This is a genomic window from Sutcliffiella horikoshii, assembly GCF_008180725.1.
GTDB lineage: Bacteria > Bacillota > Bacilli > Bacillales > Bacillaceae_I > Sutcliffiella_A > Sutcliffiella_A horikoshii_B.
The window spans coordinates 394,048-415,527 of sequence record NZ_VTEV01000005.1; the positions used below are offsets into that span (position 1 = coordinate 394,048).

Consider the following 21,480-nt stretch of genomic DNA (forward strand, 5'->3'; position numbering starts at 1 on the left):
AAAAATTTTTTAAAAACCATCCGTACTTAATTTATCCATTAAGGTATGTAAAGCTCTATATGCTATCCCATGCCCAGTATGTTTTTCACCCACTCTATAGCCTATGTGACCTGAGTTTTGGGGTTTGTCTATGTCTACAAAGTTGATCCTCCCTAAGATTTCACCATTCGTTTTTCTTATCAAGTAAAAGTAAGATAATCCTTGACTCTGTAAATTTAATAACTGATGGTGGCGTGTAATGAAGTTGTCAAAGTAATAGTAGTCATCCCCCCTACTTGGTACCATCTTTTCAAAATATGCTCTATTTTCTTTTTCAAAGTCAATCACTGCTTCTGCATCTTCATGTCTTAATTTTTCAACTGTAATGTCCATTTAATCCTCCCACTAACCTTATTAGAAAGTTGCAATATTTACCTTATCCTTGTTAAACAAAAGCTCCTAGATTGTGGTATATATTTTAATTATTATTTGTTTTTTTTGACTGAATAATAATAAAAGATGGACTTCTTGATTCGTTTATTAAATCTGGCATTTTCTTTATCCCTTCCAAAGTTGCTTGTGGTTCAATTATTTTATCAATCGAAAGCCCGTGTTCAATCAAAGTATTTATTAATGTGGCAACAGTTCTATGATAAATAACCACTCTATCTTCAACAAACCAGTTGTGTACTCTAATTCCTTCTTCTTGATAATTATCTAATGCCCAGTGTGATTTATTATTATCAGTTTTTATCCAATGGTTGCTTCCCTTGCGAGCTGTTGCTATTGGATGCTCGGTTGAAAAGATAAATTTCCCATTGCTTTTTAACAGTTTATTAATCTTTTGAATCATTGCCGAATAATCTTCAATGTAATGTATAGAGAGGGAGCTTATAATAAGATCGAATCGTTGATTAGTTAGTACCATATCTTCCATAGGTAGACACATAAAGTTTAAGTTATCATCCTGATATAACTTTTTAGCACGTTCAATCATATTTTTGGAAATGTCTACACCTATTACGTTTTTTGCACCATTTTCAATACAAAACTTTGAAAAATGACCGTCACCACACCCTAGGTCTAATACAGATTTTCCTTCTAAACAGGGGATTAATGATTTAATTGCTGGCTGTTCTATAAAGACATTGGCATTTATTCCACTTTCTCGCAAGGCTGTATAGTTTTTGAAGAAATTTGGATTGTCGTAAATATTTTGTTTCACTTAATTCACTCCTCTAATTAGTCTTCTAAGTTTAAGATGAGATGCGTTTCCACGTTAACATACTATCAATACACTTCTATAATTCTACATAAATAATTTTGTAATACTTTTATTACAGTAATAGACTTCAGAAAGTACCTCGAATTCAAGACTTCCACAATCCTACCCTTTTCTTGAAAAGAGGGCGGCTGCTTCTTCAATGTGAAACGGGGACTGTCCCCCGACACACTAACGCTTTGTGTGCCGGGGATCAGACCCCAAAATCCACTTATAAGTACTTATCCCTAATCACTTTCAAATGGTGTAACTCGTGTCCGGCAATGCCATATGCAATGATGCCTACCGAAACTGGGCTGTTCATTACAGTTCCACTGCGAACCCAAGCTGCATCATCAATGGTTGTAATAAGGCTTAGCGTGTTAGAGCGCACCGCGTCTATATCTGCTGGTAACTTCTCCCAGGATAATTTGTTGAAGTTTGCCATAGAGACGTATTGATGCTGTTCCATTGCTGGGAGTGGTTCACTTTCATTTCGTGCAATGGCAAGCATGCGATACGACATCACACGTTCCGAGTCGGTCATATGCCCAATCACTTCTTTTAAAGTCCATTTCCCTGGTGCGTACGCCTTCCTTGCTGACTCCTCTGATAAGCTACTTAAGAGTGTAATGGTCTTTGTCCGTTGGTTACTAAGTATTTCTTCAATTTCTCCATCTTGCACAAGACGAACATACCTATCATGCTCTGGATTATCAATACATAATGGTCGTGGACGCACAAGAATCCTCCTCATCGGAATTAGTTAATTTTGCTTCTAGTCTACTATTCGACTGGCTAGGGGATATTTCCTTTACTTATGATCTTTACCGCTAAATAATTAATTTATTATCTCTGTACAACTTATTTATACAGCTAACTTTATCTAACACTAAGACTATTTCTATCTAAATTGCTCCTATTATACCTATCCTCTTCATATAACCATCTCCCTAAACACCTCCCACTAGTCTAAATTATTCTAATGTGTTTTTTTCAAATCCTCTATTGTTTGCTTCATAACTGTTGATTCAAAGATGGTTGAACCAGACACTAAAATATCAATCTTATTTTGCTCTGGAAAATCCCTAAAATACTCAGTGAGCATTATTAATATATTTTCAATGTACTCATTAAATTTCTTAATGACAAATAGGGACGATTCTCTGCTTCTGCAGCAGAGAATCGTCCCTATTTCGTATGGATATTGACCTCGACTTCTTATAAAAACTTTTTTTACAAACCCCAAACTCATTGTTGGAGAATATAATTTCATTGTCATACGGTAATTATTTAATGGAAAGAGTAACATTCACCTTGTTATCATTAGAATCATTTGCAAATCCCCTTAAAACTACCAGACGATAGCCTTCATTTAGCTTAATAGTAGTACTTGATTTATTATTAAAGCTAATATTAGATGGCTTGGAGCTGCCAGGGGAATAGACTTGAATGTATAACTTATCATGATCTTCGACAAAAAGTTGATACATCCCCTCTTTAAAACTTCGGCCAAAAGTGTAATATCCAATATTATTAATAATGGTTGTTTCATTTTCACCTTGTTCTAAAAATAAATTTTCAGAGGGTGTCATTTTTAGGCTTCCTTTACCTTTCACAGTAATCATGGACTTATTATTAATAGCTTTATTTAAAAGTTTTTCTTGTTCTGGTATTGCTATTCCATCTATAGAAACACTACCTTTTATTGCTACAAGGTCATAAGTTCCAGTTGGTATATCAACCCCACCTACATAAGTACCTGCATTAATTACTCCATTGAATTCTTTATTAGAAACATAATTTAGAAGCTTAGTAGAACCTAAAAGTATAACTAAAAAAATCATAAAAATTACAATTACTATTTTTCTAGTTTTCATTCCTAATTTTCCCATCAACCATGTACATTACTTTATCACATATAGGTAAAAATTCATCATGATGATGACTAGCAATAATAATTGTTGCACCCCTATTTTTTTCCTCAACAAGTAGACTTTGCACTAATTTTATACCTTCATCATCAATTGCATTTGTTGGTTCATCTAAAAGGATTATTTCTGGAGATTCAAAAATAGCTTGTGCAATATTCAGCCTTTGTTTCATTCCCAATGAATATTTTTTTATTTTTAGCCCTCTTACATCATTTAATCCCACTCTCTTAATGCTAGTATCAATCTCTTCATCGTTTGCTTTTTTTTGTATTCGAGATAAGATTTTTAAATTATCAAACGCATCATATTGAGGTAACAGTTCCATGTTTTCAATCAATATTCCCATGCTTTTTGGAAAAGATATGTCTTGATGCAATACTAAATCATTTATCTTAATCTCACCTTTACTTGGATAAATTAGACCAGCAATTGCCCTTAAGAGCATGGTTTTACCTGAGCCGTTTTTACCAAATATTCCATAAATTTTTCCCTTTTCAAAATTTACAGTTATGTCACTTAATACTTTCTTTTTCTTTATTGCTTTTTCTAAGTTAATTATTGAGATCATTTCATTCAGCCCTTCCACTTATAAAAACTCTATTTCTTTAAATTTCTTGGCAATAAGAATATATATGAAAATATTAAACAGTGTTATAATGATCAAACCATAAAATGGATTAATTATTAGTGAGTAAAAAGAAATTTCCGAGTGTTCTAAACTTTTGTAAAGCATCCCGTAATTTGTAAATACATAGTATTGGAAATAATTTGGAATTTCCAAATATTTAATTATTTTTGGAAATATTAAACTACTTATTAAACACATGTTGGAAAAAAGTAAAGCCAACATATCATGATTGATATACAACTCAATTAAATACAGAGTCGCTATAATAAAAACTAGCAAAAGAAAGTATGATAACAATGTTATAAATAATTTAGTATTATAAATAAATGAAATATCTTTAATAAAAATAATAGCAATAAATGTTTGTGCTAGAACAAATATGAAAATCGCAAGAAAGGTTTTGAAATAAAGTTTATATAAATAGGATGTTTTTACTTGACTCCGAGTTATGATAAGTATCCCATGGGACACACTAGATTTTTTAAGATAACCTGAGAACATAAATAAAAGTGCTGCTATTGGAAAATACCAAAGGAGCATTAACATGATATATGAATAATCAGAACTTACAACAGGAACACCATTCAAAAATGGTAAAGGACCAATTAAAAAGTTTAATTTTTTTTGACTATATATTTGAAAAAACAGACATAATAACAAAAATAGCAAGTAAGGTTTATTTTTTTTCATTTATAAGATCCTTTTTCAAAAAAATAAGGTAATTAATTATAATTAGAGTCATTAATATGAAAAAGTGTTTTACTAAAATAAAGTATGCATGATTGATGGTCCAATATCTATTCAAAAGAGTGTCTAGCATAACCATCTCTCCAATTATATTCCAAGTAAAGTTAATATGAGGAAATAGTAAGCCTAAGTTGTATAAAATAAAATAAAGAAGAAATGTTAAAACAATTGCAAAGTTTAATTTATTAATAATATTAAAGAATATTCTATATGTTATACCCACAATACTATAAAAGATAGAAAGAGAAATAAAATTTATCAAGTTATAATAGTAGTAATTCATTTCAATAAGGAATTGATGCGAAAAAAAATATATTGTCATGATAACGTTTGCTATCGTTAATATTAAGGAGAATAATACGGAATTTATTATGACATAATATACTTGTTTAATTAGTATATTCAATCTCTTTTGGTACCTAATATATAAATAATCACTAAACTTTTGAGATAATATTAAATAATACAGGATGAAAGGTATTATATAGAATAAAACTAACGACCTCGTAGAGATAAACCCAAAACTAGATGAATTTAAATCAAGAAAGGTTTTCAACTTATCTTCTTGAAAATTAGGCGTGTTTTGAATATACCAAAAAACCATAAGAAAAATAATAAGGAAAAATGAAAGTGTTATTGACTTATATCTCATGTTTTCTTACCTCTATAAGATATATTATTGTACATATGAAGAATGAAGTAACTAGAAATGTAATATATGAAGGCATCATTTTGTCTAAACCATATTCTGTGAATGGCTGAAAATTAAATACCAGTGAATTCTCTTGTAAAATGAAGAACATCCAAAAGAAAAATGTAGCACTATATACATATTTCTTTTCTGATAGGAATAAGCTAAAAGATGCTCCAACGGAAGCTATAATACCTGCAGCGAAACAAAATAGAAAAATAAATAAAATATATGTAATATAAGGATGATCAGTTCCTAAATTAAATAAAACATTTTCAGGAAACGATAAATTTTCTAGCCCCTTTCTATATTTACCCCCAAAAAAGATCGTATTAGAAACTATGAAATTAATAACTATACTTATGAAAACAATTAAAAAAGATAAGATAAAAGATGTTCCTATTTTTTCTAACATATAATGTTTTATACCAACTTTATTTATTAAAACTTTCTTATAACCAGTTTGAGTGTCTTGTACAGCGTTATCCGCTACAAAAATCAATAAATAAATTGGCAAGAACCAAATTAGTAAAATCTGACTAATATGAAACCTAGATGCCCCAGTTAAAAATGAAGCAAAAACGGGATGATATTCAACCCCAAAACTCATCTTAACTTGCATTAACTGTAAAATATCTATAAACGGTAATCCTATGATGATAAATATTGGTATTAGGGCTATTTTATTTTTTAATATTCTTCTTAGATGAGACTCAAACACTTCAATTTCCCCTTATAAGGGAAGAAATAACATTTTATTATTTCCTCCCTGTATTAATTTCTAAATTTAGTTTGTTTCTTCGTCCCAAACTCCAGAAACAGTATAGGAATTAGCTGAATAATTATTGTTTTCAGCACCTAATCCAACATAAACCTGACTTGCAGTATGATAAGCAGAATAATATTGTGCTCCTGACCCTTGTTTCACATCATATAGGTTAGATACTACTGTTAAGTTTTTATCTAGCCAAAATGTTGTTATTGTTCCCTTTCCTTCTCCTGATGCCTGTAAATCTACTTTCCATTTGTTATTTACATTTGTTGTTTGACGGTATCTTTCTTCAGTATAACCATTTCCGTGATAAGGCTTGATTTCAAAAGAATAAAAAATGTTATCATTGGCAGCAAACGCTGGTGCAGTTATTAAGATACTTGTAACCCCAATAACTGAAGCAAATGCTAAGTTTTTCATTTTTTTCCCAAATGATAATTTTAACAAATATAACACCTCCAAATTTTTACTTGTGCCGACACAAAATTTACAATATATTGAATATTATTATAAGTCAACATATTTTTGGTAATATTTAATAATTTTTATATTTTTTGGTATTTTAATTTTACTTATATATTAATATTAGTATATTTTGGAATGATATAGTGTAATTATTCTTAGAAGAATAGTTTTATAATTGTGACAACAATACCCTGAAGAAGAATATGTGGTCTGCCAGCACAAACGTTCTAAATGAGAACAGGATAAACTTTTAGTAGTTACTAGTAATTGATAGGTGGTTTGTGAAGATTTTTTAGTATAACAAATCTTTAGTACCAACTATTAACTTTGGTTCAGAACAAAAAGCCTATCAAAAAATTTGTTAGGCTTTTATTATTAATGAACTATGTATTGTTTCTGATCATATTTCAGTACCAGTAAGGTCCAAATTAGATCTATTAGCCATTACTTTCTTTAATCTAGGTCCATCAGAAAATTTTTAACTTCAATCAGCAGAAAAAATTTTTAACTATGGCTTTAATGAAGCGGAGAAAAATCACTAGAAAGTTTGAAGCATATGGTTTGTTATTCGTTGCATCAAAAGCAACTATCATTATATTACTTTTGATTGAATATACCAGTATATAAACTGACCCTCATTTTTAATGAGATTACTATAAGATTATAGGAAACGGGGTTATGTAATGGATTAGAAATGAAATCAACGTGTGAAAAAGTGTGCAAAGCATCTAAAGGAAGAGGCTTATATTTGTGATGACGAATGTAAGACATCTCTTAATAAGGAAGATACTATAGTGGAAAGTTCAGTATTAAAGTGAATCTAAAGGTGGAAAAGTGCTTAGTAAGTGATTATGACATATTAGTCATCCTCGGAGGAGATACTGCCGGTCTGTTATAATACTTATTCAAAATTTTGAAAGAAAATAAATGTATTGGGGCGTCAACAATTATAAGTAAGAGTTCCGTTTTGAGAAATAGAATGTATTCCACTTCCATTAATATCTCAAATTACTCTTTCTGCTTTAATCCAATATAATATAGTAATTTAGATACCACAGTATGCAGAAATCTTAGAACTGCTTAAGGAAACGCATAAGTTGAATTTGCAGTAAGTAGCAATACAGTTAAATCTCTTAAAAGATCGAGAAGATGAATTGGAAACAGTGTTGTTCTTCAAGAGAACCATCCTAGAGTGTAGAAAGAATTTTGAAGACTCTGCATTTATCCTGCAAATCTTCTTTGATATTATGTAACAAATCATTCAACTACTTAACTCCTCTCCCTCTCCACTAACTCATACACAAACTCCTGCTTCCCCTCTTGATACATATGGTGGTTATCTGGAAACTGCTTTGCTAATTTAAGTTTCATTTCTCCATATGCTTTTGCATCATCAGGGTGTGCCATTAGATACATTTTGAAATCCAGATGTGTTTGTATATGTTCATTTCCGACCTGAAAGATATGTACATGGTGTGTTCTGTTTTGCCTGCCTTTTGGGAAGTACCTTCTCCCTGCTATCCCGTTCTTGCCCTTCGGTTCATACCCCACTTTTTGTAACGCTTCATTGTACCGATCAACCTTTTCAATTTCTTTTACCACAATCAAAATATCAATGATGGGTTTGGCATAACCTATTGTCGGTACAGATGTACTTCCGATGTGAAAGATATCGACCAATTCATCTTTCAGGATTTCTTTTAACAGTTTCTGTTCTTGTTCATATGCCATTGCCCATTCTTTGGTCCATGAGTGAATGTTGGTCTTTCTCACAGGATTGCACTCCTTATACCTATCCAACTTAAACATTATTCAGACCTTTTCTTTTTGAATGGTTTTTGGGAGTTATCCCACATCCAGTCAATGGTGGTGACAATAATATATAAGATGAAAACATGAATTCCTTTGGTGAAAGTTTCTCCCACTCCCAACACAACTAAAACGATATATGCTGCAGCAAAGAATGTAATAAAGGACAAACCGTATTTTTTCATAGACACCTCCAAGGGGACAGGCACCGTGATCCTTTTTTTGCTGTGCATTCCCTTATCCTTGAACTTTGCTTTCTTTTTCTTTCAAATAGTTTTCATAAGCTTCTTTGACTGGATCGTAGTCGGGTTCATCTTTGGTGAGCCTTTTGTGTATTTCTTTTAGAAGGAACAGACCTTCAAGTAAAATGCCTGCAATAATTCCGAATGCCAGCAAACTGCCTGCCACTGGCCCCATCATGAGTGATACACTCCCTAAGATAATGGTCAGAAAAATGGATAGTATTATGTACAACGTAAAGCCTCCTAGTATTCTATGTATCTGTAAATATTATGTATTAAATGTAATTTATCATGTTAATTAATACCAATTATTTCATAATATATAGATTCCTACAATGAATAATTCTTCATTTAAGTAGGTACATAGAACAAGCGCTAATCGTTGTTACAGGACACTAATGAAGCCCTTTACTAAAATAAAAATGAACGCTAATTAGTAGCCTCCTATCATTATTACAAATATGTTAAGCTCAATTTTTTCAGAGGAATTGCAGGATAGGCTAGCGAAATGTAGATTTAAAATATTTAATAATGAGGTGGATGTTATGCGTGTACAAGCCGATAAAGTTTTCGTTAATATGGCAGTTAAAGATTTAAGTAAATCCAAAGAATTTTTCTCTGGTCTGGGTTTTGAATTTAATCAACAGTTCACAAATGAATTAGCAGCATGTATGGTTATCAATGATCATAGTTATGCGATGTTATTAACGGAGGACCATTTCAAGACGTTTACCGGTAAGGAAATTGCAGATTCTACCGTATCAACTGAAGCAATCATCGCTTTATCTGTTGATAGTAGGGAAACAGTGGATAAAATTGTCCATGCTGCTTTGGAATCTGGTGGAAAGCCGTCAAAAGAACCACAGGATCACGGCTTTATGTATGGTTGGAGCTTTCAAGATATAGACGGTCACCTTTGGGAACTCTTTTACATGGATCAAGCTGCACTGCAATAATGAAACATAGACGATAAAATGCAGGTAATCATTATGATTGCCTGCATTCTTAGTATAATTTAGCCTTTATATCATTAAACCTTCATATAATCCAAAGCAACAGGCCACTTTTCCTGCGTATAAGCCATGGTCCAAAATTGATGTTCTAATTGTGCGCTAGTGATGAAGTGGTCTCGCATACGTTGCTTTTCTTCTTCACCTGCTTTTGATGCACAAACATCAATCTTGTCCATGAAAACTTGTGTAATCGAAGTCACTTCCCTGTTTCCGTAGAACATAATCCATTGATAGAAAGGATGATCAGGTGTAGGTTTCACTTCTTGAATAAGCTTTTTCCCAATTTCCCAATATGTCCATGGGCAAGGGGCTAAGGCAGCAAGTGTTTCTCCTAATGTCCCGTTTGCTGCTGCTTCCATCATATGTCGTGTATAGTGGTGGGCAGTCGGGGCAAGTGGAGCTTTTTGTAAATCTTCATAACGTACGCCTGCCACTTCACAAAAATTATTGTGTGGATGTACTTCAGAATTTAGCACAAACCCTATCTGTTGTTGGAAAAATTCCATATCTTTGCGGTCGGTGCATTTAGAAACCGCCAGCCCATAAATTCTGCAAAACGTAGATAGATATTCAAAATCTTGCTCTACATAATGAATAAGCGCCTCTTTTGGTACATTCCCTTCCCCAATACCTTTTACAAACGGGTGTTCAAAGATTGCCTGAAAAATCGGATCTGCCTCTCTTCGTAACTGCTCAGAAAACTTCATGTCGTATTCCTCCTCAAAATTTTTTAGGAGAATACCCACCTTTTCCCATAGAAGAACGAAACTATTAAATAATGAAAAAAGCTCCTCTTCCACGGGAAAGAGGAGCTTGAGAATATACACGTACTAAACTCAATGCGCCACTTTCCTCCGCTGGTATCACCCAGATCAGGTTCAAAGGGTCCGTCGCGTAAAGCTCCGTCTCAGCCAATTGGCTCCCCTAGTGGATATTCATATGAATATTTTACAACATATTGATATTTATTCCAAGTGTTTTTGTTTCATTCTAATTGTTGTCTACTCTCTATTCCATACTAGAATTGCTATTAACAACTCTATTAAAATACTGTACTTTCTATCATTTTTGGAACACTATCTATGATTAAAACATAGTATATAGTGCTAGTTAAATTAATGATAGGAGGAATTAGTTTTGATTAGGAACTATAGTTTTAAAAGCGAATTAACAGATCTGCGGGGCCAGTCAACCAGTGATAGTCGGACACTCCCTGCAAAGCACTTTGTCGAAACCCATACGTATCAGGGGTTTGGAGAAAACGAAACAGGTAATATCCCTATTACTTTTCTCGTAACTTCTGATGAAAGTATACTATTTGAGGATTTTACAGAAAACCACAATAAAACCTTCTTCCAAATCCGCACCTTTTCAACAGGCGAAATTGATGGTCAAGTAAGTTTACTAGTAAATGTGACTACAGATGATTCGGAAGAACCCCTTGAATATACTATCCCTCTCTCACAAGCAAGATCCTTTCAGTTTGAGAACGTTCGACGGATATCTGTGCAACTTACTACGCTACCATCATCGTTCCAGCGAGAAATTAGTTTCTATTTACAAAAAACATTTTGCATATCTTGTTCGGAAGGAGAAATGAATAATGAGCTGTAGGCATCACTACCAATGCGATTGTATAGTGGCACTAACTTCTAATCAACAGCAAACAAGAGATAATGGAGGAACAAAACATCCTTGCAAAGAGAACTCTTGCGAAGTTGCAACACATAAGGTGAGAGGAAACGGACAAGGTCTTACTGGGAACATCCCTCTTTCTATTAATGTAGCTGGAGATGCCGAAGAGTTCACTGTTTTTGAAGATTATACGGACAACCATAACAAAACTTTCTTGCAGCTTTCTGTAGAACCTTCTCCACTAGATAATACATTTAGTGTGTTAGATGTAAGGATTTATACTAGAGATTCACTAGAACCCATTGAGGTGCGATTACAGACAAACTCTATTGGACCTGGATTTATAGGAATTCCTAGAGGTGTTCAGGTGGAGAATTTCACTCGTCTTACGGTTTCTAATGTATTGGATAGCCCAAGCGTATTACGAGTATATATCGAAAAAACATTTTGCATTTGCTGCAAAGGAAGAGGAGGTCATTCTTTGTGAAAAAACAAACTCATATTGAGAGCCACTTTGTACAAGGAAATGGGATAGATCAAAACGGGAATATTCCAGCTCTTTTTCCCCTTCGTCCAAATCAAACAGAAATCATCTTTTCTGATGAAACCGATAACCATAATAAGACGCTCATCCAGATTACATCTATTGGCGTCGGCGCCTTCCCTCCATTCCCACTTCAAGTGTTCATCTTCACAGAAGACAGTTTTATTCCAATCATTGAAGAGGTACAGGGATCTGAATTCTTTAATGAAGGCAACACCCGTGCATTCCAAGTAGAAAACTTCCGCTTCCTCGCCATTCGCTTCAACGACGAAGTAGGCCAACGCGAAGCTGCTGCCGAAGTATTTATCCAGAAGACATTCTGTATAGACTGTGGGTAGAGGGGACAGGGGCGATGGTCTCCTCTAAATTTTCATTAACTTCGAATATGGTGTGAGGATCTGAAATCTTCACACCATATTTATTTTATGAAGAAATTTACCTTTGTGAAGCGAATACGGTATGCTAGTCCACCACCCACTGAATCTTATCCGCATCCACAAACTCCGCGCTCTCCAAGGTAGACAAGAGGAGAACAAACTCCAAGACCAGTTATCCATCGCAATGAAATAAACCGTTTCCTCGGCCTTATCATAACGAAACCCTATATATTATCATTATAGTTTCCGAATCAGTCGTTGCCCTTGCCTTTATGGCTGTAAACTAATGTTTTATTTTGCAGGCTAGCATCTGATTTGAACAAGGTAAGAACCTCATCCACTCTTTCTGTAAAATAGATGGTTCCCACTAAATCTGTTATTACTTCTGGGTTGATGTTACTTGTAGAATTCTGAAATAGTTTAAAAGATACGACGGAAATTACTGCCACTATTAAAAATCCTATGATGATTTTTCTCTTCATATTGTCTCCCTGTTTTATATCCAATAATAACCATAATTATATCGGAGTCCTCTTGTACGTCAATCACCTTTTTGTAAAGCACCCTTGACATTTAGTGAAATGTAAAGTACGCTTTACTTACAACCGATTGTAAAGCTAGCTTTACAAAAATAATCGGAGGTGTGGAAAAGTTGAAAAATCGGATTAAGGATCTTCGCAAGGCTGCGAAGATGACGCAAGAGGACCTGGCCTTACAGGTAGGCGTCTCGAGACAGTCCATCATTGCGATTGAATCGGGAAAGTACAATCCATCACTCGAACTAGCATACAACATCTCAAAAGTATTCGATTGCATCATTGAAGAGGTCTTTATTTTAGAAGAAGGGGGAGAGAAATAATGGCTGTACAAATTGGCGGGTTGGTCGGATTATATGGAGGAGCTGCGATAGGCATATTAGCTTGGTGGTTTGGCCGCCATATGGCCAAAAAGCAGCGTGGGTTAGACGAACTGCATGACCATATTTGGCAAAAGGCACGAGCCATTTCTTGGTTCTTCAGCCTTGCTTCCATGTACATCCTATTCACTTTAATCATGTTCGGAATGGAATTAAAGGCTGCCATGGTATTGGGTGTCATCATGCTTGTTCATTTTGCCAGCTGGGGGATTACAGGCGTGATCTTGTCCATTAATATGAATATGGAAGAGCCTTTGAAAGCTTCTAAAGTCAAATTTGGGATTTTCATTGTGGCCTTGTCCGTTATTTGTTTTGGAATCCTATCTATTACCACCGGCATCTGGATGTTCCTGCTTGCCAGCGTTCCACCAAGTACCATTGGGATAATATTTGCATTGACACCTGAAAAAAGCAATGAGGAAATTTGATGAAAAAGGAGGAGACTACTATGGCACACGAGGCGAAAAAGTTGATACCAGGTTTAGGAACGCTCGTTAAGATCCAACCCGATGAGGTTAGTTTTCAAATCGAGCACCAAGCTGACTCTACGGCAACCACCCTACCTGAGTTAGTCGCAGACTTTAACGAACTATTGGCGAAGCTTCAGGCAGCAGGGATTATGAAAAAGGAATAGCACCTATTAAAATGACCATTAAAACCGTGTGGGTTCTAATGGTCATTTTTTATGCCTCTATTTTCAAGCTCTCCTTAACCTCATATAATACATCCAAGTCTTTGTGATGAATGACCCAAACACGAGGATACAGATGAAAAACATGATGGTATTGGTATCTTGTAAAGTCCAGGCCTCTTCTTTTCGAAACATGTAGCCAATGTTCACGCTGGCAATGAAGAGGTACATTAGCACCAATGGCAAGAATAGAACTGTATAAGAAAAGGCCACTTTCTTGGCTTGTTTAAGCTTGTGTGTTTTGTCGCTGTACAAGGCTGGTGGTGTCTCGCCTTCTGCATATTCCTTGCTCCAGATCGTCCACTTTTGAAGGGCACCCTTGGAGCTGAATTCGTTCTTCCAACCTGCTTGTCTATGAATCTCGTAATAGCTGTCATTCGATAGATTCTGATAGTCTGCACTGTATTTGACTTGTTGCGTTTCGCCTTTTCGGAAGTAGAAGGTGGTGCCTAGTCTGTTGACGCGATGAAGGCGGTTTCCTTCTGCTGCCATTAGTTCCAGCCAGTGTTCCAGTTTGTCCGGTGAGTACATCCAGCCGAACTTGCGCCGTTTGAAGATGATGCCATCCCGCTTCATTTGCTTTTCCTCTGCTTTGGTTAGGTTTTTCTTTTCTAGGGTGTGTTGGAGCTTGTAGGTTGTTTGGCTCTCTTGTGATAGCGCGTTGTTAGTCTTCTTTATTTTCCAAACAGAGTAGATCATGAACATGTAAAAGGCGGCTACTAGTGCTGCGCCAATGTAAGTGATAATCCAGAGTGGGCTTTCCACTACTTCCACGTTGCCGTCGCTTGCAATGGTGGCGGTGGTGATGAGGGCCACGTTTGCAAGGGTTGCGCCTGTTATGTAGATGAGTATGGCCATGAAGGCGTAAAAGATCAAATTGTTGCGCTTGATGATGGCGTCTCGACTGGTGGAAGTGGTCACTTCTGCCTTGGGTTTTTCATTTGCGATTACATACCACTTGCCGCTTTGGGTGACTTTTTCCCAGCCATCGTTGTGCATCGTGTTGGAAAGTGTTGCGGGTTTTATTTTATCGTAGCCGATTCGGTAGGTGACGTCTTTTGGTTGGGCCTTTTCGAATATGAAGCGACGTTTGAAACGGTGCAGTTCTTTTAGATGATAGCCTGCCTTTGCCTGATCGGTGAGCCATTGCTCTGTTTTTTGTATATCATAGCTCCATAATGGTTTGGTGACCGTTTTCATTTAAATTCCCCCTCGTACTTCAATGCATTTCCGTGAAGCTCCTTTAGTCGTGTGATCTCTGCGGTGATCAGTTCTTTCCCACTATCGGTGATTTCGTACACCGTTTTTCGCTCCGCATCCGCGAACACGGTGATGACTCCATCCTTTTGCATCTTTGTCAGCGTTCCGTAGATAGTGCCGGAGCCTAAACGGATACGGCCGCTTGAGATTTCTTCAACATGTTTGATGATGCCATAACCGTGCCGAGGCTCTGTTAAGGACAGTAAGATGTAGAATGCGGTTTCTGTCATGGGTATGTATTTTTTTATAATCTTGGTTAGATCCATTGTGGTCACCTCTGATTTTCGAGTATGTCGCGTTGTGACATATGTCGTAGTTTGACTATATCACGATGCGACATATTTGCGCAAGGGATTTTTTGGATTAGGGGGACCGGCACGGAGACCCAGTTTGGGTGGGGAGTTGTTGAATGGATTGGAAGGTATTATTTTAATATAGGATGCGAAAATGGTTGAGCTTTGACGAATGGATTTAGAGCCTTTTATTACAATGATGATTTTTCGTTTAAACCAACGTTTGTTTAAATTTTGTTATGCTAGAAGAATTGAAAGACAGACAACCTACAGGGGCAAGTTTTCCGGTTGATATATGCCTTTTTGTTAAATGTCCGAAGTTTTCGCAAAGTTGTCCAAATATTTTGCGATTTTGACCGAAGATTTTGGAAAGTTGACCGAAGTTTTCAAGAAGTTGACCGAACCAAAAATTCAACCTGTTAAAAGTTGTCCAAACCCCTTGGATATCTTGTCCGAACCTATCGTTTATAGCAACATATATTGTCCGAAAGGTGCTGAAAATTGTCCGAACCCAATTCACCTAAGCAAAAACAGGCATTTTTTTATCAAAAACAGCTTATTTTTTCATTCAACAGGAAAATAACACTCCCACCTCCAACATAGATTAACACCCTCTCCCCTTCCCTCAATAATAGAAGAATCCATCAAAACGACAACACTGTCATTTTTATATTGACTCCAACATTAACATGTCATACAATAAAAACGACAACGTTGTCGCTAAAATAATTTTACATCTCACAGGAGGTTGTTTATACATGTTGGTTACGATGTTAGCAAGTGGTACTCGCGGAGATACCCAGCCATATATTGCACTTGGATTAGAACTGAAAAAGCTTGGAATGGATGTTAGGATTGCCGCTTCTGAGTCCTATCAAGGGCTTGTGGAAAGCTACGGATTTGAATATGCAAAGATTCGAGGAGATGTCGCCAAAATTATTGAGAGTGGTGTGGTAAAGGAAGCGGATAATCCCTTTAAATTTTTCTCAAGCTTGAAGAATGATGACCTGATGGATTTGATGGTCGGTGCTCAGGCGGATCAGCATAAAGCGTGCGAGGGTGCGGATGCTATTGTTTATCATCCAGGTTCGCCACTTGGTTATTTTGTGGCGAAAGAGATGGGAATTCCAAGCATACTTGCCTCTCCCTTCCCTATGGTTCCGACAAATGAATATCCTGCAATTATTTTTTATGACAAGGTGCGGCTTGGGAAGCTTTCCAATAAGCTGACACACCTTGTCTTTGAAAAGGGTTTTTGGAAGATGGCCAATACAGGGTTTAAGCGTTATTGGACAGAGAAGTATGGCAAGCTGCCAGAGGGATTCACTAATCCCTATCCGAAGCAGCGGACAAAGAATAACCCGACTATCGTTTCCTTAAGTCCGAGCGTCTTTCCTGTTCCCAAAGATTGGCCGGAGCATGTGCATTCTTTTGGGAATTGGTTTATAGAAGATCAAAAGGACTACCAGCCTTCAGAAGAGTTGCAAAAATTTTTAGAAGATGGTGATGCGCCAATCTATGTCGGGTTTGGAAGCGTTGGTGATAAGAAGCGCGCGAAAGAATCGACGGACATGGTACTTGAATCATTGCGTGCAACAGGCAAGCGAGCCATCATCAATGCAGGCGGTGGAATGGAAGAAAGAGCAAATACAAAGGATGTCTTCTTTGTGAAAAGTGTGCCGCATGAATGGCTCTTTCCATATATGTCTGCCGTTGTCCACCACGGTGGTGCAGGGACGACAGCTGCCGCTTTACGTTCTGGCGTACCACAAGTCATCATTCCGTTCGGAAATGACCAGTTTGCTTGGGGCAGAAGGATGAATGAGTTGGGTGTTGGAGCAAAGGCCATCCCTAGAAAAGAACTAACGGGAGAGAAACTCACCGCTGCCATTCGATACACTCAGACAAATTCTGTTCAAGAAAATGCAAGGCAATTGGGCAAAAAGGTGCTAGCCGAAAATGGTGCTCAAAAGGCGGCCCAACTAATCGTTGAAATCATCAAAAATTATCAACCATAAAAGAAAGAGGTGGCTTCCATGCCAAAAGTTAAACCAGAACATGCAGAACGAAAAAAAGCAGAAATAGTAGAAGCAGCAAAGCGTGTATGCAACAGAAAGCCCGTCTATGAGGTTGCAATGAGGGATATTGTCTTGGAATCTGGAATGAGTCAGGGTGGCGTTTATAAGTATTTCGCTAATATCGATGAAGTATTTGTCTTTATTTTAAATCAGGAAACCTTGACTTCTTCCATGAAGGAAAAAGTAGATGCCATTTTTCAAAGTAAGGAGACGCCTTTTAAGAAGCTGGACGATTTTCTTCATGTCATCGGGGAACACATCAAGTCTTCCATTACAACAGATGGTTCCATTTATTATGAGCTTATTTCCCTTTATTCCAAAGATCCACAACGATTGGAATTGGTGAAGGGGCAACTAAATGAAGTGTCCAATGTTCAATATCTCCAAACGTCCTTTGCATTATTTTTAGCCGAACAGATAGAGAATGGCACGTTTAAGACCACTATGCAAAAGGAAGAAATATTAACCTTGATTGAGGTGTACATGACTGGACTCATGCATCAACCAGACCTTTCTCTTAAGGCATCAGAGGAAATCAATGTACAAATCAGCAAGCAAATAAACGTATTATCGACTGCACTCCAAAAACTTTTAGCGGGGGAGTAACATGAGAGAATTCAATCGTCATTTCAAGTTAATGGTAGTGGGGCAGGTTATCTCCATGTTCGGAGCATCTGTCCTCCGATTTGCCCTTTCCCTTTATATCCTTGATTTGACAGGTTCAGCTACTATTTTCGGTACGATATTGGCTCTATCCATCATCCCGACTATCTTTATTTCACCAATTGGGGGAGCCATCGCGGACCGCTTTCATAAGAAAAAGATGATGGTGACACTTGATGTAATCAGCGGTACACTCATCGCCATCTTTGCCATCATTCTCGTTAGCAGCAATGTGACCGTTGTATCCATCGCACTTCTGATGACAGCCCTAACTTTAATCAGTGCGATGTATCAGCCTGCCGTGCAATCAAGTATCCCATTACTTGTTGAGAAAGAGTTACTTTTGAAAAGCAATGGTGTCATTTCTGGCGTCATGTCCATTTCTAACTTTATCGGTCCCATTGTCGGTGGTGTCTTGTATAGCTTCGTGAGTATTGAAGCTATTGTCATTGTCAGTGCGATTTGTTTCTTTTTTGCAGCTATCATGGAAGTATGCATCAAAATACCTTTTGAAAAAAGCCCCCCTCAGCCACTAGTAAAGATGGTTGTATCCGATATTAAACAAGGACTTATGTACATTATTCATGATAATCGATTTATTTTAAAAAGTATTATCGTCACTTTTATAGTCAGCTTGTTTATCGCACCTATGTTCTTTGTGGGTCTGCCTTATATGGTTAAACTATTGTTCGGCATGCCAGACACCTACTTTGGTTTTACGCAGTCCGGCATTTCCTTGAGCATCATTTTTTCCGCGATGACGATCGGTATGTTAAAAGGCAAGATAAAGGTAAGCAATTTATATCTTTGGATTATAGGTTGTGCCGTCGTTTATTTCGCCATGGCTGCCGGAACTAGCGGACTCATTTCCAGCCCGTTTGTCAAATACTTGATTGTAACGTTTAGTTCCATGCTCGTTATGTTTGCCTTGACGGTAGTTAACATCTTTATTAATACCAAGATCCAAGAAGAAACCCCTAGCCACCTGATTGGAAAAGTCATGGCCATTCAAATCACTGCAGGAACAACCGCTGTCCCTATTGGGCAAATGCTATTCGGCTTCCTAGTCGACGGATTCTCTTCTCAAATCTATCTTCTTATATTTGGTGTGGGAATCTTGACCCTTTTCATTAGTTTAGTAGTGAAGCAGCTTTATAGTAAGAGATTATCAGAGGAACTAGCTGGTTAAAGAAAGGAAGAAGGATACTTTGTTGAAAAAAATATTACTACTCATCATCTCCGCCATAGCGATTCCGATTGGTATCGCGCTTATAGGAGGCGGAGGATTTATCCTGTTAAACCTAGCCGGAGGCATACCCATTGACGATTCCATTAAAACGATAGGAAGCTTCCAAGAAAAAGCACAACCATATATAAAGTATATGCTTATCCTTATTGCACTTCCCCTTCTGTTGAAGAGCATGAAGAAAAAGCATTAAACATGCAGGTGAGTTTAGTTCACCTGCATGCAAGGATAAAAAGATGACGAGCATGATCCTGCCCCATTCTCAATCCTTTAGTTATACATATTTTCCATAGTCCGGGATGGCGACGGCTTTAAACTCTTGCACAAGTTTTGACAACCCCTCAGCAAGCTTCTCCCCCTCCATGTAAGTGCCGTGCCCGGTGACGGCTAAACGCGGCTTTAATGCTTCCAGTTTTTTTACTGACTCCCATGCCTGGTTCCAATCTGTTGTAAAATACCGTGGAGGGCCGCAAACTTCCTGCTTTTGGACAATCACCTTATAAAGGGAGTCCTGCCTCACGGTAACAAAAGCATCCCCTGCAATGAGTGTGCGGTCTGTCTCGCGAAACAAGGACACATGCCCAGGTGAGTGACCTGGCGTGTGAATCCAGCTCCAATCCTCCATACCCGGTACAGTCCCATCCTCAGGTAATGCATGGACATGCCCGCTAAGATCAGTTGATTCGTTCGGAAAATAAGAAGAAACTTTCGCAACGAGCCCACCTTCCACACTCGGATCCGGCTCTGGATAATCGCTTTTGCCAGTTAGGTACGGAAGCTCTAGCTCATGCGCATACACTGGAACCTCCCAATGCCGCACTAGCTCCACCGATGCCCCGACATGATCGAAATGACCGTGCGTTAAAATGATTGCTGTTGGTCGGGCCCCTTTTCCTAGATGGTTCTCCACAACGGAAAGGATCTCTCGCGCGGACTTCGGCATGCCTGTATCAATCAGCACCCAGCCCTCTGAGTTTCCATGGATGCAAATATTCACCACTTGGTTCGTGTAGTAATACAAATCCTCGGTAACCTGTTCCCCGTTATGTGCCGAGACCGAGGTCACAGGTATAAACTTGTTGTCTTGGCTATAGTTCATGTCTTGATCCATCATTTAACACTCCTATTCTTTATGTACGTGGATAGTATCTGTTAAGCGGATGGGGGATAAACATTTTTTTGGTGGAGAGGAGTCGAGGGGAGAAGCCAGGGGACAGGCACAGCGACCCACTTTTTATATAATTATGGAATTATTGGAACCTTACTCAAATCAAAACGTAGAAGAGATATACCAATTTGAAGTTACTTTGGAGGTGGGGGAATGCATTATTACTATAGTGTGGTTTTTACGATTATCCTGTTAATTCTTTTTACGCTAGCAGCTCTTTCAATTGACTATATCAGCAAAGTTTTACAAAAACATATTAAACCTAAATACCTTAATACCACGGTCATTCTTATTTTACTTTCATTAATGATAAGCGGCACCTATGTCATCAGTTTACTCGGAAACTGGAAGTTCATTGATACTATTTTCATCTCCAGCCTCTGTCTGTTTGGGTTAGGCTGGATTACCAACATTACAAGTAAGGCCAGCACTAATTCACAAGGAACTGTCGCAAAATTTCTTACCAATAACGATTATGAACATCAGTATGAAGCAGCCAGTTCCCCTGAAATGAGTTTATACTTCATTTCAAGTTTGATCTTTTTTGTTGGGAGTTGGGGGATTTCTTTTCTTTTAGCATTTATGTAGGAGACTTATTTTAGAAACCGGAGGAATGATTTTGAAGAAAATAATAATCGTGCTGTTTAGTTATGCGATTTTAACTGGGTGTAGTTATTCCGCCTCTACGTTGTCCTATTTAAATGTAGATCCAGAAGATTTAAGTGAGGAGATACAGTCCTATTTTCAGAGTGTGAGAGAGGAAAACGGTGTCCATCTTTACTTTGATGAGGAGAATAACTCCATGTTTGTGTATTTAAATGCGTCTAATGTTGCACAAGGTGATCACGCAGAGACCTTTACTGATTTTGATGTAGAAAGCCAGGAGGATACGTTACACTTATTGTATAATAGTGAAAAAACGCCTGATATTTCAAGTACATCATCGATACATAGTATTATCTATAAGGTGAACCTAAACCAAGAGTACGAAGGAGTTAAGCTCTTTCATAATGGAGATGAGGCGTCATTTCGTTCAATTTCAGGAGACAAAGAAGAATAAAAAGGGAA

At 37.0% G+C, this 21,480-nt stretch carries 30 protein-coding genes and 1 riboswitch; of the genes, 13 read left to right on the plus strand and 17 right to left on the minus strand.

Annotation, left to right across the window (positions count from 1 at the left end; genetic code table 11):
• Window positions 1-9 precede the first annotated feature (9 nt).
• The 12 genes from FZC76_RS14200 to FZC76_RS14250 form a co-directional block, all read right to left on the minus strand.
• Window positions 10-372: a GNAT family N-acetyltransferase gene (locus tag FZC76_RS14200; RefSeq protein ID WP_316246613.1), complete on the minus strand. Its 363-nt coding sequence runs from the start codon at window positions 370-372 to the stop codon at window positions 10-12.
• Window positions 373-457: 85 nt separating this feature from the next.
• Window positions 458-1,204 (minus strand): class I SAM-dependent methyltransferase, encoded by a 747-nt coding sequence (locus tag FZC76_RS14205; protein WP_148988823.1) that lies wholly within the window; start codon window positions 1,202-1,204, stop codon window positions 458-460.
• A gap of 268 nt (window positions 1,205-1,472) precedes the next feature.
• Window positions 1,473-1,982: a DinB family protein gene (locus tag FZC76_RS14210; RefSeq protein ID WP_148988824.1), complete on the minus strand. Its 510-nt coding sequence runs from the start codon at window positions 1,980-1,982 to the stop codon at window positions 1,473-1,475.
• 547 nt (window positions 1,983-2,529) lie between these two features.
• Complete coding sequence (locus FZC76_RS14215) at window positions 2,530-3,120, minus strand: hypothetical protein (RefSeq protein ID WP_148988825.1); 591 nt, start codon at window positions 3,118-3,120, stop codon at window positions 2,530-2,532.
• Window positions 3,110-3,742, minus strand: coding sequence for an ABC transporter ATP-binding protein (locus FZC76_RS14220; RefSeq protein WP_148988826.1), 633 nt, complete (start codon window positions 3,740-3,742; stop codon window positions 3,110-3,112). Before FZC76_RS14220 ends, FZC76_RS14215 begins: the two co-directional genes overlap by 11 nt.
• Before the next feature lie 18 nt (window positions 3,743-3,760).
• Complete coding sequence (locus FZC76_RS23695) at window positions 3,761-4,492, minus strand: DUF2705 family protein (RefSeq protein ID WP_148988827.1); 732 nt, start codon at window positions 4,490-4,492, stop codon at window positions 3,761-3,763.
• Window positions 4,479-5,201 (minus strand): WxPxxD family membrane protein, encoded by a 723-nt coding sequence (locus tag FZC76_RS23700; RefSeq protein WP_187442076.1) that lies wholly within the window; start codon window positions 5,199-5,201, stop codon window positions 4,479-4,481. The genes FZC76_RS23695 and FZC76_RS23700 overlap by 14 nt, the downstream gene beginning before the upstream one ends.
• Window positions 5,191-5,961 carry a hypothetical protein gene (locus FZC76_RS14230; RefSeq protein ID WP_148988828.1) on the minus strand — a complete coding sequence of 257 codons (771 nt, stop codon included), beginning with the start codon at window positions 5,959-5,961 and terminating at the stop codon, window positions 5,191-5,193. The genes FZC76_RS23700 and FZC76_RS14230 overlap by 11 nt, the downstream gene beginning before the upstream one ends.
• A gap of 66 nt (window positions 5,962-6,027) precedes the next feature.
• A complete protein-coding gene (locus FZC76_RS14235; RefSeq protein WP_392396840.1) occupies window positions 6,028-6,459 on the minus strand; it encodes a DUF2712 domain-containing protein in 432 nt (143 codons plus the stop codon).
• Window positions 6,460-7,746: 1,287 nt separating this feature from the next.
• Entirely contained in the window at window positions 7,747-8,250 is a 504-nt protein-coding gene (locus FZC76_RS14240) for a GrpB family protein (RefSeq protein ID WP_187442077.1), read from the minus strand.
• Between the two features lie 35 nt (window positions 8,251-8,285).
• Window positions 8,286-8,471 (minus strand): hypothetical protein, encoded by a 186-nt coding sequence (locus tag FZC76_RS14245; RefSeq protein WP_148988830.1) that lies wholly within the window; start codon window positions 8,469-8,471, stop codon window positions 8,286-8,288.
• Window positions 8,472-8,523: 52 nt separating this feature from the next.
• A complete protein-coding gene (locus FZC76_RS14250) occupies window positions 8,524-8,760 on the minus strand; it encodes a hypothetical protein (RefSeq protein ID WP_148988831.1) in 237 nt (78 codons plus the stop codon).
• Window positions 8,761-9,073: 313 nt separating this feature from the next.
• On the opposite strand from FZC76_RS14250, the gene FZC76_RS14255 reads away from it, so the two are divergent.
• Entirely contained in the window at window positions 9,074-9,484 is a 411-nt protein-coding gene (locus FZC76_RS14255) for a VOC family protein (protein WP_148988832.1), read from the plus strand.
• A 74-nt stretch (window positions 9,485-9,558) separates the two neighbouring features.
• Here the strand turns inward: FZC76_RS14255 and tenA are convergent, their stop codons facing one another.
• Window positions 9,559-10,248 (minus strand): thiaminase II, encoded by a 690-nt coding sequence (tenA, locus tag FZC76_RS14260; RefSeq protein ID WP_148988833.1) that lies wholly within the window; start codon window positions 10,246-10,248, stop codon window positions 9,559-9,561.
• A gap of 125 nt (window positions 10,249-10,373) precedes the next feature.
• Window positions 10,374-10,477: riboswitch (TPP riboswitch) on the minus strand.
• A 201-nt stretch (window positions 10,478-10,678) separates the two neighbouring features.
• Between tenA and FZC76_RS14265 the strand changes: the two genes are divergently transcribed.
• The 3 genes from FZC76_RS14265 to FZC76_RS14275 are packed head-to-tail and all read left to right on the plus strand — an operon-like array spanning window position 10,679 to window position 12,058.
• Window positions 10,679-11,155, plus strand: a complete 477-nt coding sequence (locus FZC76_RS14265; protein WP_148988834.1) for a hypothetical protein — start codon at window positions 10,679-10,681, stop codon at window positions 11,153-11,155.
• Window positions 11,145-11,663 carry an exosporium protein D gene (locus tag FZC76_RS14270; RefSeq protein WP_148988835.1) on the plus strand — a complete coding sequence of 173 codons (519 nt, stop codon included), beginning with the start codon at window positions 11,145-11,147 and terminating at the stop codon, window positions 11,661-11,663. Before FZC76_RS14265 ends, FZC76_RS14270 begins: the two co-directional genes overlap by 11 nt.
• Complete coding sequence (locus tag FZC76_RS14275; protein ID WP_148988836.1) at window positions 11,660-12,058, plus strand: hypothetical protein; 399 nt, start codon at window positions 11,660-11,662, stop codon at window positions 12,056-12,058. Before FZC76_RS14270 ends, FZC76_RS14275 begins: the two co-directional genes overlap by 4 nt.
• A 290-nt stretch (window positions 12,059-12,348) precedes the next feature.
• Here the strand turns inward: FZC76_RS14275 and FZC76_RS14280 are convergent, their stop codons facing one another.
• Window positions 12,349-12,579, minus strand: coding sequence for a hypothetical protein (locus FZC76_RS14280; RefSeq protein ID WP_148988837.1), 231 nt, complete (start codon window positions 12,577-12,579; stop codon window positions 12,349-12,351).
• 170 nt (window positions 12,580-12,749) lie between these two features.
• On the opposite strand from FZC76_RS14280, the gene FZC76_RS14285 reads away from it, so the two are divergent.
• From FZC76_RS14285 to FZC76_RS23350, 3 genes are read left to right on the plus strand one after another with little or no spacing between them, the layout of a single operon-like run.
• On the plus strand, window positions 12,750-12,956 hold the full coding sequence (locus FZC76_RS14285; protein WP_148988838.1) for a helix-turn-helix transcriptional regulator: 207 nt from the start codon (window positions 12,750-12,752) through the stop codon (window positions 12,954-12,956).
• Complete coding sequence (locus FZC76_RS14290; protein ID WP_148988839.1) at window positions 12,956-13,441, plus strand: hypothetical protein; 486 nt, start codon at window positions 12,956-12,958, stop codon at window positions 13,439-13,441. The genes FZC76_RS14285 and FZC76_RS14290 overlap by 1 nt, the downstream gene beginning before the upstream one ends.
• Window positions 13,441-13,647, plus strand: a complete 207-nt coding sequence (locus tag FZC76_RS23350) for a hypothetical protein (protein ID WP_222928511.1) — start codon at window positions 13,441-13,443, stop codon at window positions 13,645-13,647. Before FZC76_RS14290 ends, FZC76_RS23350 begins: the two co-directional genes overlap by 1 nt.
• Before the next feature lie 63 nt (window positions 13,648-13,710).
• Here FZC76_RS23350 and FZC76_RS14300 read toward each other — a convergent pair whose 3' ends face one another.
• Window positions 13,711-14,904 carry a DUF2812 domain-containing protein gene (locus tag FZC76_RS14300; RefSeq protein ID WP_148988840.1) on the minus strand — a complete coding sequence of 398 codons (1,194 nt, stop codon included), beginning with the start codon at window positions 14,902-14,904 and terminating at the stop codon, window positions 13,711-13,713.
• Window positions 14,901-15,230 (minus strand): PadR family transcriptional regulator, encoded by a 330-nt coding sequence (locus tag FZC76_RS14305; protein ID WP_148988841.1) that lies wholly within the window; start codon window positions 15,228-15,230, stop codon window positions 14,901-14,903. The genes FZC76_RS14300 and FZC76_RS14305 overlap by 4 nt, the downstream gene beginning before the upstream one ends.
• Window positions 15,231-16,015: 785 nt before the next feature.
• Here FZC76_RS14305 and FZC76_RS14315 point away from each other — a divergent pair.
• Genes FZC76_RS14315 through FZC76_RS14330 form a run of 4 tightly spaced genes read left to right on the plus strand, consistent with a single transcriptional unit; the run spans window position 16,016 to window position 19,437 of the window.
• A complete protein-coding gene (locus FZC76_RS14315; protein ID WP_148988843.1) occupies window positions 16,016-17,275 on the plus strand; it encodes a glycosyltransferase in 1,260 nt (419 codons plus the stop codon).
• Window positions 17,276-17,293: 18 nt separating this feature from the next.
• Window positions 17,294-17,941, plus strand: a complete 648-nt coding sequence (locus FZC76_RS14320) for a TetR/AcrR family transcriptional regulator (protein ID WP_148988844.1) — start codon at window positions 17,294-17,296, stop codon at window positions 17,939-17,941.
• Between the two features lies 1 nt (window position 17,942).
• Entirely contained in the window at window positions 17,943-19,187 is a 1,245-nt protein-coding gene (locus FZC76_RS14325; protein ID WP_148988845.1) for an MFS transporter, read from the plus strand.
• 22 nt (window positions 19,188-19,209) lie between these two features.
• Window positions 19,210-19,437, plus strand: coding sequence for a hypothetical protein (locus tag FZC76_RS14330; RefSeq protein WP_148988846.1), 228 nt, complete (start codon window positions 19,210-19,212; stop codon window positions 19,435-19,437).
• A gap of 81 nt (window positions 19,438-19,518) precedes the next feature.
• Here the strand turns inward: FZC76_RS14330 and FZC76_RS14335 are convergent, their stop codons facing one another.
• The gene (locus FZC76_RS14335) at window positions 19,519-20,355 is read right to left on the minus strand and encodes an MBL fold metallo-hydrolase (protein ID WP_148989046.1); all 837 of its coding nucleotides are present in this window, start codon (window positions 20,353-20,355) and stop codon (window positions 19,519-19,521) included.
• A 210-nt stretch (window positions 20,356-20,565) separates the two neighbouring features.
• Here FZC76_RS14335 and FZC76_RS14340 point away from each other — a divergent pair, with 210 nt between their 5' ends.
• Together FZC76_RS14340 and FZC76_RS14345 are read left to right on the plus strand one after the other, a co-directional pair.
• Window positions 20,566-21,000: a hypothetical protein gene (locus FZC76_RS14340; protein ID WP_148988847.1), complete on the plus strand. Its 435-nt coding sequence runs from the start codon at window positions 20,566-20,568 to the stop codon at window positions 20,998-21,000.
• Between the two features lie 31 nt (window positions 21,001-21,031).
• Complete coding sequence (locus FZC76_RS14345; RefSeq protein ID WP_148988848.1) at window positions 21,032-21,472, plus strand: membrane lipoprotein lipid attachment site-containing protein; 441 nt, start codon at window positions 21,032-21,034, stop codon at window positions 21,470-21,472.
• Window positions 21,473-21,480 lie beyond the last annotated feature (8 nt).

What these genes read in the sequence shown, in the direction of transcription:
- FZC76_RS14200 (WP_316246613.1), bottom strand. Translation starts at nt 372, where the DNA reads ATGGACATTACAGTTGAAAAATTAAGACATGAAGATGCAGAAGCAGTG.
- FZC76_RS14215 (WP_148988825.1), bottom strand. Translation starts at nt 3,120, where the DNA reads ATGAAAACTAGAAAAATAGTAATTGTAATTTTTATGATTTTTTTAGTT.
- FZC76_RS14220 (WP_148988826.1), bottom strand. Translation starts at nt 3,742, where the DNA reads ATGATCTCAATAATTAACTTAGAAAAAGCAATAAAGAAAAAGAAAGTA.
- FZC76_RS23695 (WP_148988827.1), bottom strand. Translation starts at nt 4,492, where the DNA reads ATGAAAAAAAATAAACCTTACTTGCTATTTTTGTTATTATGTCTGTTT.
- FZC76_RS23700 (WP_187442076.1), bottom strand. Translation starts at nt 5,201, where the DNA reads ATGAGATATAAGTCAATAACACTTTCATTTTTCCTTATTATTTTTCTT.
- FZC76_RS14245 (WP_148988830.1), bottom strand. Translation starts at nt 8,471, where the DNA reads ATGAAAAAATACGGTTTGTCCTTTATTACATTCTTTGCTGCAGCATAT.
- FZC76_RS14255 (WP_148988832.1), top strand. Translation starts at nt 9,074, where the DNA reads ATGCGTGTACAAGCCGATAAAGTTTTCGTTAATATGGCAGTTAAAGAT.
- tenA (WP_148988833.1), bottom strand. Translation starts at nt 10,248, where the DNA reads ATGAAGTTTTCTGAGCAGTTACGAAGAGAGGCAGATCCGATTTTTCAG.
- FZC76_RS14270 (WP_148988835.1), top strand. Translation starts at nt 11,145, where the DNA reads ATGAGCTGTAGGCATCACTACCAATGCGATTGTATAGTGGCACTAACT.
- FZC76_RS14280 (WP_148988837.1), bottom strand. Translation starts at nt 12,579, where the DNA reads ATGAAGAGAAAAATCATCATAGGATTTTTAATAGTGGCAGTAATTTCC.
- FZC76_RS14290 (WP_148988839.1), top strand. Translation starts at nt 12,956, where the DNA reads ATGGCTGTACAAATTGGCGGGTTGGTCGGATTATATGGAGGAGCTGCG.
- FZC76_RS23350 (WP_222928511.1), top strand. Translation starts at nt 13,441, where the DNA reads ATGAAAAAGGAGGAGACTACTATGGCACACGAGGCGAAAAAGTTGATA.
- FZC76_RS14300 (WP_148988840.1), bottom strand. Translation starts at nt 14,904, where the DNA reads ATGAAAACGGTCACCAAACCATTATGGAGCTATGATATACAAAAAACA.
- FZC76_RS14305 (WP_148988841.1), bottom strand. Translation starts at nt 15,230, where the DNA reads ATGGATCTAACCAAGATTATAAAAAAATACATACCCATGACAGAAACC.
- FZC76_RS14315 (WP_148988843.1), top strand. Translation starts at nt 16,016, where the DNA reads ATGTTGGTTACGATGTTAGCAAGTGGTACTCGCGGAGATACCCAGCCA.
- FZC76_RS14320 (WP_148988844.1), top strand. Translation starts at nt 17,294, where the DNA reads ATGCCAAAAGTTAAACCAGAACATGCAGAACGAAAAAAAGCAGAAATA.
- FZC76_RS14325 (WP_148988845.1), top strand. Translation starts at nt 17,943, where the DNA reads ATGAGAGAATTCAATCGTCATTTCAAGTTAATGGTAGTGGGGCAGGTT.
- FZC76_RS14335 (WP_148989046.1), bottom strand. Translation starts at nt 20,355, where the DNA reads ATGGATCAAGACATGAACTATAGCCAAGACAACAAGTTTATACCTGTG.
- FZC76_RS14340 (WP_148988847.1), top strand. Translation starts at nt 20,566, where the DNA reads ATGCATTATTACTATAGTGTGGTTTTTACGATTATCCTGTTAATTCTT.